General features: G+C 68.5%; 17 protein-coding genes and 1 pseudogene. 10 read left to right on the top strand and 8 right to left on the bottom strand.

Features of this window, described 5'->3' with window-relative positions:
• Positions 1–266: 266 nt before the first annotated feature.
• Positions 267–581, bottom strand: a complete 315-nt coding sequence (locus DAETH_RS23675) for an SOS response-associated peptidase (RefSeq protein WP_264778897.1) — start codon at positions 579–581, stop codon at positions 267–269.
• Here DAETH_RS23675 and DAETH_RS23670 point away from each other — a divergent pair.
• The 3 genes from DAETH_RS23670 (at position 507) to DAETH_RS23660 (ending at position 3,075) form a co-directional block, all read left to right on the top strand.
• Positions 507–1,103 carry a competence protein CoiA family protein gene (locus DAETH_RS23670; protein WP_264778899.1) on the top strand — a complete coding sequence of 199 codons (597 nt, stop codon included), beginning with the start codon at positions 507–509 and terminating at the stop codon, positions 1,101–1,103. The two genes, DAETH_RS23675 and DAETH_RS23670, sit on opposite strands and share 75 nt — an antisense overlap.
• Before the next feature lie 19 nt (positions 1,104–1,122).
• Complete coding sequence (locus DAETH_RS23665; protein ID WP_264778673.1) at positions 1,123–1,326, top strand: hypothetical protein; 204 nt, start codon at positions 1,123–1,125, stop codon at positions 1,324–1,326.
• 78 nt (positions 1,327–1,404) lie between these two features.
• Complete coding sequence (locus DAETH_RS23660) at positions 1,405–3,075, top strand: hypothetical protein (RefSeq protein WP_264778672.1); 1,671 nt, start codon at positions 1,405–1,407, stop codon at positions 3,073–3,075.
• Here DAETH_RS23660 and rnhA read toward each other — a convergent pair.
• The 6 genes from rnhA to DAETH_RS23630 all read right to left on the bottom strand — a co-directional run bounded on the left by rnhA (position 3,049) and on the right by DAETH_RS23630 (position 6,126).
• Entirely contained in the window at positions 3,049–3,534 is a 486-nt protein-coding gene (gene rnhA / locus DAETH_RS23655) for a ribonuclease HI (protein WP_264778671.1), read from the bottom strand. The genes DAETH_RS23660 and rnhA overlap by 27 nt on opposite strands.
• Positions 3,535–3,648: 114 nt before the next feature.
• The gene (locus DAETH_RS23650) at positions 3,649–4,098 is read right to left on the bottom strand and encodes an HU family DNA-binding protein (RefSeq protein WP_456264410.1); all 450 of its coding nucleotides are present in this window, start codon (positions 4,096–4,098) and stop codon (positions 3,649–3,651) included.
• A 137-nt stretch (positions 4,099–4,235) separates the two neighbouring features.
• The gene (locus DAETH_RS23645) at positions 4,236–4,775 is read right to left on the bottom strand and encodes an IS630 family transposase (protein WP_264778896.1); all 540 of its coding nucleotides are present in this window, start codon (positions 4,773–4,775) and stop codon (positions 4,236–4,238) included.
• 37 nt (positions 4,776–4,812) lie between these two features.
• Positions 4,813–5,178 carry a helix-turn-helix domain-containing protein gene (locus DAETH_RS23640; RefSeq protein WP_264778669.1) on the bottom strand — a complete coding sequence of 122 codons (366 nt, stop codon included), beginning with the start codon at positions 5,176–5,178 and terminating at the stop codon, positions 4,813–4,815.
• Positions 5,179–5,242: 64 nt separating this feature from the next.
• Positions 5,243–5,722, bottom strand: a complete 480-nt coding sequence (locus DAETH_RS23635) for a transposase (protein WP_264778895.1) — start codon at positions 5,720–5,722, stop codon at positions 5,243–5,245.
• Positions 5,722–6,126 (bottom strand): IS5 family transposase, encoded by a 405-nt coding sequence (locus tag DAETH_RS23630; RefSeq protein WP_264778668.1) that lies wholly within the window; start codon positions 6,124–6,126, stop codon positions 5,722–5,724. Before DAETH_RS23630 ends, DAETH_RS23635 begins: the two co-directional genes overlap by 1 nt.
• Before the next feature lie 139 nt (positions 6,127–6,265).
• Between DAETH_RS23630 and DAETH_RS23625 the strand changes: the two genes are divergently transcribed.
• From DAETH_RS23625 to DAETH_RS23610, 4 genes are read left to right on the top strand one after another with little or no spacing between them, the layout of a single operon-like run.
• Positions 6,266–6,520 (top strand): hypothetical protein, encoded by a 255-nt coding sequence (locus DAETH_RS23625; RefSeq protein ID WP_264778667.1) that lies wholly within the window; start codon positions 6,266–6,268, stop codon positions 6,518–6,520.
• 1 nt (position 6,521) lies between these two features.
• Complete coding sequence (locus tag DAETH_RS23620; protein WP_264778666.1) at positions 6,522–7,391, top strand: WD40/YVTN/BNR-like repeat-containing protein; 870 nt, start codon at positions 6,522–6,524, stop codon at positions 7,389–7,391.
• Entirely contained in the window at positions 7,379–8,236 is an 858-nt protein-coding gene (locus DAETH_RS23615) for a sulfite exporter TauE/SafE family protein (RefSeq protein WP_264778665.1), read from the top strand. The genes DAETH_RS23620 and DAETH_RS23615 overlap by 13 nt, the downstream gene beginning before the upstream one ends.
• 49 nt (positions 8,237–8,285) lie before the next feature.
• Positions 8,286–8,720, top strand: a complete 435-nt coding sequence (locus DAETH_RS23610; RefSeq protein ID WP_264778664.1) for a hypothetical protein — start codon at positions 8,286–8,288, stop codon at positions 8,718–8,720.
• A gap of 7 nt (positions 8,721–8,727) precedes the next feature.
• On the opposite strand, the gene DAETH_RS23605 is transcribed toward DAETH_RS23610, so the two are convergent.
• The gene (locus DAETH_RS23605; protein WP_264778663.1) at positions 8,728–9,336 is read right to left on the bottom strand and encodes a class I SAM-dependent methyltransferase; all 609 of its coding nucleotides are present in this window, start codon (positions 9,334–9,336) and stop codon (positions 8,728–8,730) included.
• A gap of 526 nt (positions 9,337–9,862) precedes the next feature.
• Here DAETH_RS23605 and DAETH_RS23600 point away from each other — a divergent pair.
• The 3 genes and pseudogenes from DAETH_RS23600 to DAETH_RS23590 all read left to right on the top strand — a co-directional run.
• A pseudogene (locus tag DAETH_RS23600) lies at positions 9,863–10,324 on the top strand (IS701 family transposase); the annotation flags it as partial.
• Positions 10,325–10,385: 61 nt separating this feature from the next.
• Positions 10,386–11,081: a transposase gene (locus DAETH_RS23595; protein ID WP_264778662.1), complete on the top strand. Its 696-nt coding sequence runs from the start codon at positions 10,386–10,388 to the stop codon at positions 11,079–11,081.
• On the top strand, positions 11,036–12,016 hold the full coding sequence (locus DAETH_RS23590; RefSeq protein WP_264778661.1) for a transposase: 981 nt from the start codon (positions 11,036–11,038) through the stop codon (positions 12,014–12,016). The genes DAETH_RS23595 and DAETH_RS23590 overlap by 46 nt, the downstream gene beginning before the upstream one ends.
• Position 12,017 lies beyond the last annotated feature (1 nt).

Genomic DNA, 12,017 nt, shown 5'->3' with positions numbered 1-12,017 from the left:
CTGTCCCGGCGCAGGCTGAGGCACCAGAGTCCGAGGCCGCCGGGAGACGTGGCCCACGCATGGGGCTCAGCCGCCGGGAAGCCGGGACTCGGGCGGCCATTGGACGGGCAGGGGCACGCGGCCACGTAGACGCACCCCTGCCCCCCGCTTGTGCCCTCACGCTCATGGCTCTCCCCAGCAAACGAGTCCTGATTGAGGTGTGGAAGCCCGGCATGAACGGTTGAAGCTGCTGGACCGACGCGTTGGGGTCAAGCCCAGGCACCACGCTACGCAGTGGTGTGCACGAGGAGCCCGGAAGGCCAACTGATCATCGCCGCCTCCAGGGCCTCCTGCGGGGTGCCCCGCAGCCAGGCGTCGAGGTCCTGAGACAACAGCAGGGCCGGCATGCGGTCGTGCACCTCCAAGCCTGGCACCGGATCGCGATTCACGACGGTCACGCTCTCGAGCGGGCCGTCCGGCGTGACGGTGACTTCCCACAGCCCGGCGGCGAATCGTGGCGGGCGGACGTGCTCTGCACGCGTGGGGCTCAGAGGGTGTACTTCGAGGTGCAGCGCAGCGGCATCACCCTGGAAGCTCTGCACACCCGACAGGCGCGGTACCGAGCGAGCGATGTGCACGGCGTGTGGTTCACGCGCACCCACGAACGTGCCCTGCGCGGCGCGCAACCCTGGCAGCGGGAGACCCCGGCCCTGTACGTGACCGAGCAGCACCAGGTGCCCGCACTGGGCTTAAGCCTGGAGGCCACCGTGGAGGCTACGTTGGGCGGACACCTCGACCTCTTCCTGTCGCCCGTACGGCCGGTGCAGGTCACGGTGCTCTCGGAGACCATCGGCTGTTTTCGCTGCGCAGGCAACACCGGGTTGCTGGTGGTCGTGTGGCTCTGCCCGCCGAATTCGCCGGACCTCGCGGTCATGTTGCCCGGCACGACTGCCTGCCTTGCCGCCTGGGTACACGGCCTGCTCGGTCCGGCCTGGGGCGGTGAACACCGGACGTTCACGGAGTGGCCGAGAGAGAAGCCCCGGGTCTACACCTGTCCTGGGTGTGGACGAACGCGCCAGGCGCGCATTCAGAACGGACGAGCACGCCTGGCGGCAGCTCGCTGATCGCTAGCCGGGAGAACCCGTGCGTCCGTTCTGGGCGTTTCACCAGGGGCGGCACGGGGTGGTGAGGAAACTCGCCGTGCTGACCGAGGCGCAGCACGCGTGGTGGATGGAGACGGCGGGTGGGAAGTGGATGCTCAGCACCATGATAGGACCGCAGGCGCCTGGTGAAGGAGCGGAGGGGCCGAGGGCCGCTCCTCCCGCTCCCCAGGGCCGTCCCCTGTGATGTGGAGCGAGCCACGATGGTCACACGGAGGCCTCAACTGTCAGACCGCTGCGACGCCTCGTCCGTCATCATGCAGGAATGAACGGCCCCGTCGCGGCCCTCCTGGCGCTGGCGTCCCCCGACCGCGCCCACCTCGACGCGCTGGTCACCGAAACGGCCGTGCGGAAGGCCCTGTGTGCCGAGGGGCATCACGTGGCGGGCTTCGGGCTGTGGGCGCTGCGGCGCCGCGCCCGGCGACAGGACCCGCTCGTGCAGGTCCTCACCCAACCGCGCGACTGGACCTGGCTCGCCTTCGCCCCCACCTCTCCACACAACCTTCCCCCGGCCGACGCCCGCCTCCTTGCCCGGATCAGCCAGGGACTGCACGGGGTCACCCTCGTTCAGTGGAGCGTGGACGACCAGGCCCTGACCTACACCACGTGGCCGATACAGGTCACGACGGTCCGGGGGCAGTCCTGCCTGGTTCCGGGTGCGCCGCGCCCGGCCCTCCGGGTGCCCCTCCGAGGTGGTCCGCTGCTCGCGGACCTCTCGCGCTGGCGCACGGTTCCCGAGGCGGACCTGCTGGCCGCGCTCGTCGAGGCGTATCACATCGAGCACTTGGCCGCCGCCGAGCCTGGCGCGTTCACGAACGTGGACGTCCTCATGCAGGGCGACGGCTCTCCGGTCGTGCTGGAGGTCAAGCGCCGCAGCCGGGCGGAGGCCGACTCGGGTGCCCCCCTCACCCTAACGGTCACGCAAACCGAGACCCTGCGCCACCTGCGTGCGGCGGGCTGCGAGGTGCACTTTGCCGTGCGGGTCGTGCCCCCGGGAACAGTGGGCGATCCCACCCGGGCGCTGACCGAGGGGCACTGGTGGGCGGGCGCGGCCGTCATCCGGCCTGGGTGGGGGGAGGCGGTGCTCGACCTGCTCGGCCCGGTGGAGGCTCCCACGCTGAGCGCCCTACGTGAGGCGAGGAGGCAGGCCACCGTTGCCGCGCCCGTGCAAAAAGACCCGCCCACCCCAGTCCCCTCTCCTCCAGAACGGGTCAGGGCCAAACGGTGGGGCCGTGCCGCACGTCCGGACAGTTCGCGCCCGCGAGTTCCACCCTCCTCTCGACTGCCCAAGGCGCCGGGGCACTTGACGTCGTTCACCTTCGAGTTCGAGTTTCTGGGCGTGTGGTCCGAGGTCCCCATTCGCTTGCGGGGCCAGGCGTACGCGGGGGTGGGCGTCGCCTTCCTGGCCGCCCAGACCTTGGACGAGGACGTCCGCCAGCAACTCGCGGAGGTCACGACCCGCGGGGCGGCGCTGCGGATCGCGCGACGTGCCCCTCAGCGGACCGACTGGCCGACCCTGCGAGCCACCGTGGCACGGGACGTGTTGCGCTTCGCGTATCGGGAGGACCGGGCCGAGCGCTTGATCGCCACCCTTCCCCTCCTGCTGGCGGACACCGAGGTCTTCGACCCGCTGCTGGTCGGGGTGCAGGGCCGGGAGGGGCTGGACGCGCTGACCCTGCTGCGCGGGCAATTGGCGACCCGGGCGGCGCGGACGGCGGGCGACCGCTGCTTCTCGTGCGTGTTCGCCGCGCCTTCCGCCTGGCCGGGCTTCGTCGGCTGCGCACACCCGGGAGGTGCGGAGGCGACGGTGGCTTGTGTAGGGAAGGCGGCGGTGCGGGGGCCGCTCCAGCGGGGCAAGGGCGTGCTGGTGCCCGTCACGACACCGCATGGACCGCGATTCGTGCCCCGGTCAGAAGAGTCCGCCGACTGGGCCTGACCGAGGGACGGACGGCTGCTTGGCGGCCTCGTCGCGGGCCTGCACGGCGAGCTGGTCGGCGCGTTCGTTCTCCGGGTGGCCGGCGTGCCCCTGCACCCACTCGAAGGTGAGGGTGTGTCCGCGGGCGGCCTCGGCGATGGCCTGCCACAGGTCGGGGTTCTTGACCTTCTTCCACCCCTTGGCCTGCCACCCGGCCAGCCAGCCCTGCTCAAAGGCGTCGATGATGTAGCGGGAGTCGCTGACGACATGGACCTGGCAGGGGCGCTTCAGGGCGCGCAGCCCTTCGAGGAGAGCGGTGAGTTCCATGCGGTTGTTGGTGGTCTGGGGCTCGCCGCCAGACAGTTCGCGGGTGTGGGTGCCGCTGGAGAGGAGGCAGGCCCAGCCGCCGGGGCCAGGATTGCCCGAGCACGCCCCGTCGGTCACGAGGCGCACGGCGGCAAGGCGGGGCGTGTCCGGCATGGAGCCTCCAGTGTAAAACGCCTAGACCGAGGGTCGAGTGTGGCTCAGGCCGTTGAATGCTGCACCTGTGGCAGCAAGAAGCGCCCCTTCCAGGGCGCTGAAGTGAAACGAGGCTTACTCGCTGGCCGGCGCGTCGCCCGTGCCGCCCAGCGCCCCCTTCAAGGTGTTAGCGACCTTGAAAGCGACCTTTTTGCCGGCGGAAATTTGGATGCGCTCGGTGGTCCCGGGGCGGACGCCGGTGCGGGCAGCGGTCGCCTTGACGCTCAAGGTGCCCAGCCCGGGCAATCCCACGCTCTGCCCCTGCCTGATCGCCTCCACGATGGCTTCCATCGCGGCGTCCACGGCCTGGCCAGCCTGCTTCTTGGTCAGGCCGCTCTGCTGGGCCACCTGCTCGACGAGTTGCGTCTTGGCGACCTTGCCGCCGCGCCCACCGGCGGCCTCGCCCGCGCTCTCCTCGACGGCGGGTGCGGGCTGCTCGGCCTTGGCCGCCTCCCGCTTGGGAGCCTTGGCAGCGGCAGGCTTCTTGGCCGGGGCCTTCGTCGACTTTTTGGTCATGCTGCGCATCGTGCCTGCCCGGCGGCAAAAAGGCAAGCCGACGTCAGGTCCCCCAATCCAGAGCGCCGCCCGAAGGTTCTTGTCTAAAGGGAGTGGTCACCGCTTCCTTCTCACGGCCATCCACGGGCAGGGGGCGCTCACCGCGGTCACCGGAAGAGTTGAAGGGCGAGGACGTGTTGAAACCAGCCGTGAGCGTCGGAGGAGGTCACGGTGTCAAGCGCTCGGCGCAAGGCGTCGAGCACGCCCTCACGGGTTCTTGCCGCAAGAGCACGCATGGCGGCGTTGAGCTTGGAGAACATCAGTTCAATCGGGTTCAGGTCGGGCGAGTAGGGCGGCAGGTGGACCAGCAGGGCGCCGGTAGCCTCGACCAGCTCACGAACCCGAGGGTCCAGATGGGCTCCCAAGTTGTCCAGCACGACCACCTGCCCAGAGCGCAGCACTGGGACCAGCACCTCTCGGACGTACGTGACGAACACGTTGCCGTTCACCCCGCCTTCGACCACCAGCGGGGCCGTGGGACCCGCGAGCGTCAACGCACAGAGCAGCGTGAGGTTCTTCCCCCGGTTCCGGGGAACAGTGTCGATGGCGCGTTGCCCTCGGGGGCAACGCGCATGAGTGCGCGTCATGTCGGTCTGGAAGCCACTCTCGTCCAGATACAGCAAGTCGGCAGGGGCGACCTCGGCCAGATCAGCGACGAACTGAGCCCGCCACGCCTCATCCCGCTCAACGGCGGCCAGCGTCTTTTTTTCTCGTCAGTTGCAACGCCTTGAAGCGTCGGACCAGCGTGCTGGCCGACGCTGCCGGGTGGCCCTCACGCCACAACGCCGCATGTTCGGCCAACGTCAGGTCTGGGTGGTGGTGCAGTTGAGCTCGCAGCGCCTCGTGCTCCTGGGGCGGAATCACGGTCACCGTCCGTCCCGGACGGGGCCGAGGGTACAACCCTCGGCCCTCCCGCTCCAGCCGCACGTACCGCTCCACACTCGCCACACTCAACGTGAACTGCCTCGCCGCCTGCTGTTGGCTCATCCCTTGCTGCACGGCACGCACGATCCGCTCTCGCAAATCCACGCTGTACGCTCGCCCTCGCATACCCCACCCTACTCCCTCAACTGATGCGGCCACTGCTGTCAGAGACTGTCTGGAAAGTGAAGAATCAGGCAGAAACCGCGTGTTGCTGGGCGAAAGCGGCGAGTCGGCGAAGCATACGACGAATGAACGACAGGAAGATGAACGCTTCGGTGGTCTCGGGCAGCAGGTCATACTCGCGGTTCAACCGTCGGTCGAAGGACAGCCAAGCGAAGCTGCGTTCCACAATCCAGCGCTTCTTGATGACGATGAATTCGCGGTGACCCCGGAAGGTCTTGATCTGCGCTTCGGTCAATTCCTGACCCTCTGGGAGCCAATACCCGCGGGTGTTGGCGTCAGGACGTTGCACAATCTCAACGCTGTATCCAAGCGTGGTCTTGACCCAAGCTTCCCACTTGCCCTTGTACCCACCGTCAGCAAAGAGATGGAGCTTGATCTGGGGTTGCTTCTGGCGCAACTCCTGAAGGAGTTGCTGACTGCCCGCTCGATCCGTGATGTTGGCAGGCAACACCTTCACCCCAAGCAGCAAGCCCTGAGTGTCAACGATCAGGTGGTGTTTGCGTCCGTTGATCTTCTTGCCACCGTCATAGCCGCGTGGCCCCCTTTTTGCGAGGTCTTCACGCTCCTCGAATCGACAATGCCAGCAGTGGGCACGGCGTTTCGCCCCAGGGCTTGACGTGTCTGTGCCCGGAGCGCATCGTTCATGCGCTCCCACAGCCCGCTTTTCTTCCACTGCCGGAAATAGTCATACACCGTCTTCCAGTGGGGAAAATCAGCAGGCAACAGCCGCCAGGACACTCCACCCCGCTTCACATAGAAGATGGCGTCCATGATGTCCCGGCGATCTATTCGAGCGGGTCGTCCACCGGGTCGTGGTGCAGGAATCAGCGGACCGAGGATGGCCCACTCTGCATCGCTGGTGTCGGTGGGGTAGGTCCGGCGCCGAGTCACGCAAAAATGCTACCCTTCTCGGGACAACTCCCTCCTACACGCTTTCCAGACAGTCTCTCAGACGGCACGGACGTGTTCGGGGTAGACCCACCCCCAGGGCTTTACCGAAGTTGAACACACCTTTTCTAGCATGGCCCCTATGAACCTCCTGCGTTTCAACGAGAAGGTGCTGATCGGGCTGGGCCTGGTCGCCGCCGGAGTCGACTTCACGCTTCTCCCCGTGACGTTCGGGACGGTGCTGCTCGGGCTGCTGGTCACCACGTGCCTGGCCCTCGTGCTGCTGACGCGGCGGGGGAGCTTCTCCGGGAACTTCCGGCCCCGGCCTGGACTGGAACCTCAACCCGCGCGGGTTCCGGCCCCGGCTGCCGTCCCGGTCACGCCGGTGAGGAGATGACGTGACGACGAAGGTACGGGGCATGACTCCTCCTCGCCGTGCCGGGGCGCTGCTCACGGCGGCTCTCCTGAGCACGGCGCTGGCGGGCGCCGTGCTGTGGTGGTCCACGCTGGGGGAGGCCGGCACCACGGCAGGTCGCCTGGGCGGGGACTTCCACGCCCTGCGGGCCCTCCCGGGCGGGCGCCTGCTGTACGGCCAGCACGCGGGCGTCTCGGCGAGCCTGGACGGGGGCCGGACCTGGGGTCCCTTCGTGGGCGGCGGGGACGCGATGGCCCTCGCCGCGTCCCCGCGGGCACCGGCCGTGCTCGTGCTGGCCGGGAACGACGTGCTGAGGGTCAGCCGGGACGGCGGGCAGAGTTGGCAGGACCAGGGCTTCGGGAACCTGCCGGGAACGGACGTCCACGGATTCGCCGTGGCGCCCGACCTCCCGAACGTGTGGTACGCGAATCTGTCTGGGCGGGGCCTGTACCGCAGCGAGAACGGGAGGGACTGGCGCCTCGTGTCCCCGGCCACCGGGGGCACGATGGCCCTTGCCGTGGGCCCGGGTTCAGTGCCGCGCCTCTACGCCCTCACAATGGACGCCGGGCTGATCGTGTCGGACAACGGCACCATCTGGCAGCGCGCCGGGGACGCACCGCAGGCGGCCAGCTCCGGCCTGGACGTTCACCCGGTCAGCGGCCACGTATACCTCGCCGGTCCCGCCGGGGTCGCCCGCTCCGAGGACAAGGGGGCGAGCTGGACGAACCTGGACCTGCCGGAAGGCGCACGGCTGATCACGGCGGACCCGGGGGACGAGACGAAGCTGTACGCGGCCGGTGAGAGCGGGGCCGTGTACCGCTCGGCGGATGGGGGGCGGTCGTGGAGCCGCTGAGGGTCCCCCGCTGGACGGGCTGGCTGGCGCTGGGCCTGGCGTTGCTGGGGCTCGTCCTCACGTGGCCCGCCGTGGCGCCGGCCCTGCGGGAGGCGGCCGGGAGCCTTTACCGCCTGGGCGGCACCTTGAATACTGTCCTGGCGGAGCCGGTCAACCGCCTGCGGGCCCAGACGGGTGTGTCCCTCCTCACGCCGTTCCTGCTGGGCCTGCTCGCCGCCACCGCCCCCTGCCAGCTCTCGACCGGCGCGGCGACCCTGGCCTACGTGGTGCGGGACGGGCACGCCGGGGGGGCGTGGCCGCGCAGCCTGGCCTTCGTGCTCGCGCGCGTGCTGGTGTACCTGGTGCTCGGGAGTGTGGCCGTCTACGCCCTGGGCGGGGCAGTGCAGGCCCCGGGCCCGTTGTTCATGGGGGTCCGGCGGGTGCTGGGCCCGCTGATGCTGCTCGTCGGCCTGGTGCTCGTCGGGGCGATTCGCCCACGCCTCGCGGTGGGCGGTCGTCTCGTCGGGCAGGTGGAGGCCCGCGCCCGGCTGCGGCGGGGAACGCTGGGTGCCTTCGTGCTGGGGCTGGCGTTCAGCCTCGCGTTCTGCCCGACCCTCTTCCTGCTCTTCTTCGGCCTGACCGTCCCGCTCGCGGTGACCGCGCCGCTCGGCGCGCTCTACCCGGTCGCGTTCGCGCTGGGCATGACGTTGCCCCTGCTCGTTCTGGTCGCGTTCCTGCCAGGCGCGGGGGTCGGGCAGGCGTACGTGGGCGGCCTGCGCCGCGCCTCCCGGCTGGGCACCCCGCTGGCGGGGGCCGTCTTCATCGCCGTGGGACTGTACGACACCCTGGTGTACTGGTGGATGTGACCCTGGGGATTGACGTCCCCTGGAACGGCGACTCGGTCAGGAGGAGCCCTTGAGCGCCAGGCGCAGAACTTCCCTCCTCGCGTGGTTGGGCCTGCTGGCCTTCTCCCTGAACCTGGCGTGGGAACTGGCGCAGGCCCCGCTGTACACGGGCGGCTCAATGGACGGGAAGCACTTCGCCCTGTGCCTGGTCGCGGCGCTGGGGGACGCCCTGTTCGCGCTCATCCTGTACGCGCTGCTGGCCCTCGTCCACCGTGACCCCTGCTGGGTGCTGCGGCGTGGACCTGCGGACGCGGTGGTGGTCCTGGGGACGGGTATCGCCTTCGCGTGGGTCGCCGAGTCGCTCGCGGGGGCGTTGGGCTGGTGGGCGTACGGGCCCGGGATGCCGCTCGTGCTGGGGGTCGGCCTCCTGCCCCTCGTGCAACTTGCCGTGCTGTCGCTGCTGACGTTCGAACTCGTCGGCGTCCGGGCACGCCACGGCGGGTGAGCCCGCCCTACCCGGGCACCGCCCGCAGCGTGACGAGGATGCCTGCGAGGCGCCGCTCGATCACCTGCACCCCGAAGCCCGAGGCGCGGAGCAACTCGGCGGTGGGCCGGTTCGGGTGACACCCCACCAGGTGGTCGAAGACCGGGTCGATCAGGTCGGTTGCCGCGCCGAGCCAGCGGTTGGGGGGCCGGACATGTTCCAGCGCGAGGAGTTGGCCGCCCGGCCGCAGCACCCGCCGCACCTCCGCGAACAGCCGTGTCGGGTCGGGAACGCCGCACAACCCGAGCGAACTGGCCACGGTGTCGAAGCGGGCCTCCTTGAACGACAGGGTCTGGAAGTCTCCCTGCATGAGCTGCGCCGGAAAGGGCAGGGTGAGGGCCCCCAGGTGCGCCCTTTGCAGCATCGCGTCGCTCAGGTCGAGGGCGGTCAGGCTGCGCAGGCCGGGCGGGTAGTGGGGGAACGTGGCACCGGTGCCCACCCCGAGTTCCAGCACGTCCCCCGCCGCCCGTGACAGCAGACGGGAGCGCAACTCGTCGAGCAGGCGGGCGCGGGTCGCCTGGTCGTAACGGGAAGCGGCGCGGTCGTAGAGGCGCTGCACGCGCTGGGCACTGGCCATCTGGCTCCTCGGGGACAAGGGGAGCGCTCGTCCGGCATTCCCCCGTTCGTGATGTAATCTCGGCGGGCAGGCGGGGACCAGGAAGAGCCTCCCGACGACTTCCGCCGTCCTGCGCACCGCAGCGAGAGAGGGATGCCACCTGCTCGACGCCCACCCAGGGTGACGCATTTTCGGGGCGACGAGGGAACGGCCGCCTTCCCGGGGAGGCCAGGCCGCCCCTTCGCCCGGGTGCCTGAACCAAGAGCTCCGCGTGGTGAGGACTGTCCCAGAGCGTCTCCCGTCATCCCTCATCGTGTGGTTCTTCTGGTGGACGCTCTGCTGTCTCCCCCACTTCCCGGGCGGCCGAATCGCTCAGCAGGGCACCCGGTCCGGGCCCGCCCCCAGTCCCGCCACCGTCGTAGCCCTGGTCCACGGGGGTCTCCCGGGGGTCTGCATCGCCTGGAGAATTCTGTTGCGGCTTCGTCAAGCTCAGAACTTGCACCTGAATAGGTAGCGCAAAGGCGCTCCCAGACGCGAGAAAGAGGGTGTGTGGAACCTCAAGCTTCGCGGGGAGCGCGCCTCCACTCTGGCAGACGCGCTCCTCTCCGTCCCGACCAGCCCGTATCAGCAGCGCAGCCTGGAGGCTGCGCTGGGGCTCTTTCTCGACCTGAAGACCAAAACAGCTCTGCACCGCGCCCATACCGTGAGTGCCAGTGCACTGAGTCGATTGCTCAACGTGTACGAGTGGGATACGCCCGCCTGCTGGACAACCCTGGTCCAGGCCCAATGGGACGCGCTGCTCCTGGCCGCCCAGCGCAAACACCACCCACGGCTGCGGCTGTGCGTGGACTTGACCAGCATCCCGAAAACGGGACGCGAGCTCCCCTTTGTTCGTGTCTACAACGAGGTCCACGGGATTCATCTGGTGATGCTGTACGCGGTCTACGGAGACCTGAAGTTCCCGGTGGGGTACCGGGTTTACCGGGGGAAGGGGTTCCCTTCCCCCGTGGGCGGTGGTTTAAGGAAGCGATACCGTTGGCGAAGTCGGGGAGCGAGGCGCACACTGAGAGATGCTGCGTCCAGACCCGCTTGGCCCCGTTCCTAAAGACACGGCTCGTATCTCCCACGCGGCCTTTCCGAAGGGGAATCTTTACCTCAAACTCCGAGACGAGCTGGGCGTGCTGTATGCCGATGAAGATTTTGCCGCGCTGTTTCCAGCGTTGGGTCAGCCCGCCCTGCCTCCCTGGCGACTGGCGCTGGTCACGGTCGTCCAGTTCCTCGAAAACCTGACGGATCGGCAAGCTGCTGACCAGGTTCGAGCGCGGTTGGACCTCAAATACCTGCTGGGATTGGAACTGAGCGATCCAGGCTTCGACTTCAGCGTCCTGTCGGAGTTCCGGGCTCGTTTGGTCGCTGGGAACGCGGAACACCTGTTGTTAGACAGGATGTTGACACGCTTTCGGGAGAAGGGCTTGCTCAAACGGCGTGGACAACAGCGGACCGACTCGACCCATGTCCTGGCAGCGATCCGTCACCTGACCCGGATCGAGTTCGTCGCTGAAACCTTCCGAGCCACGCTCAATGCAGTGACTGGTTGGCCCCGCGACTGGACCCACGCTGGCGGGAGTGGTACGAACACCGTGTCGAGTCGTATCGCTTTCCCCAGGGAGCGGACGCTCGGCTGGCCTATGTACGGCAGGTCGGGCAAGACGGCTTTTCGTTGCTCGACAGCCTGCACGCCGATCCCAGTGCGGCCCCGCTGCTGAGCTTGCCCGCCGTCCAGACCCTTGAACTGGTGTGGTCGCAGCAGTTCAGCCGCAAGACGGGCGAAGTGCAGTGGAAGCCCGGCACCGCCGTCCCACCTTCTGCACAGCGACCGGAGTCGCCCTATGACACCGAGGCCCGCTTCTCGACCAAGCGTGGTCGCGGCTGGGTGGGCTACAAGGTGCATCTGACGGAAGCCTGCGAACCGGACCTGCCGGAAGTCATCACCCACGCCCATATCTCGTCTTCCTGCACCCAGGACATCCAGGTCATGCCCAGCGTTCACCACGCCCTGGCGGCCAAGGAGATGTTGCCGAGGCAACATCTCGTCGATTCGGGCTATGTCAGTGGGTCCGTCCTGGCCGACAGCTTGGAGCAGCATGGGGTCGAGGTCATCGGGCCCACTCGACCGGGAGCCAACTGGCAACTCCGTGATCCAGAGGCCTTCAAGATCGACGACTTCAGCATTCACTGGGAGAGCCAGCACGCGACCTGTCCGCAGGGCCAGCGGTCGACCAGTTGGCTGTTGGGGCAGAGCCCAGAAGGTATTCCCCTGGTCTTTGTCTCGTTCCCGCGCAAGGTGTGCCAGTCGTGCGAGGTCAGGGCGCGCTGTACCAAATCCACGAGCGATGGACGGTGCCTCACCTTGCTGCGCCAACCGGCCTTCGAGGCCCTACAAATGATGCGTAAGCAGCAGGAAACACCTGAGTGGAAGGCCATGTACAACCGGCGGTCTGGGATCGAGGGGACGGTTTCGGTCGCGGTACGTGCCCACGGGGCACGCACCGCTCGGTATCGAGGAGAAGCCAAACTGCGCTTACAGGGGATGGCGACGGCAGCGGGAATCAATCTCGGGCGCGTCTACGCCTGGTGGCAAGGTCGGCCCAGGGCGGCGACCAGAACAGCCTGTTTCGCCCGCCTTCCAGCGACCGTCTGAC

It is taken from the genome of Deinococcus aetherius (assembly GCF_025997855.1).
GTDB lineage: Bacteria > Deinococcota > Deinococci > Deinococcales > Deinococcaceae > Deinococcus > Deinococcus aetherius.
The sequence above is the reverse complement of the archived record's forward strand: the minus strand, read 5'-3'. Positions and strand labels throughout refer to the sequence as shown.

Coding starts and splice junctions, on each gene's coding strand:
- DAETH_RS23660 (WP_264778672.1), top strand. CDS start 1,405: ATGAACGGCCCCGTCGCGGCCCTCCTGGCGCTGGCGTCCCCCGACCGC.
- rnhA (WP_264778671.1), bottom strand. CDS start 3,534: ATGCCGGACACGCCCCGCCTTGCCGCCGTGCGCCTCGTGACCGACGGG.
- DAETH_RS23650 (WP_456264410.1), bottom strand. CDS start 4,098: ATGCGCAGCATGACCAAAAAGTCGACGAAGGCCCCGGCCAAGAAGCCT.
- DAETH_RS23640 (WP_264778669.1), bottom strand. CDS start 5,178: ATGCGAGGGCGAGCGTACAGCGTGGATTTGCGAGAGCGGATCGTGCGT.
- DAETH_RS23625 (WP_264778667.1), top strand. CDS start 6,266: ATGAACCTCCTGCGTTTCAACGAGAAGGTGCTGATCGGGCTGGGCCTG.
- DAETH_RS23605 (WP_264778663.1), bottom strand. CDS start 9,336: ATGGCCAGTGCCCAGCGCGTGCAGCGCCTCTACGACCGCGCCGCTTCC.
- DAETH_RS23595 (WP_264778662.1), top strand. CDS start 10,386: ATGCTGCGTCCAGACCCGCTTGGCCCCGTTCCTAAAGACACGGCTCGT.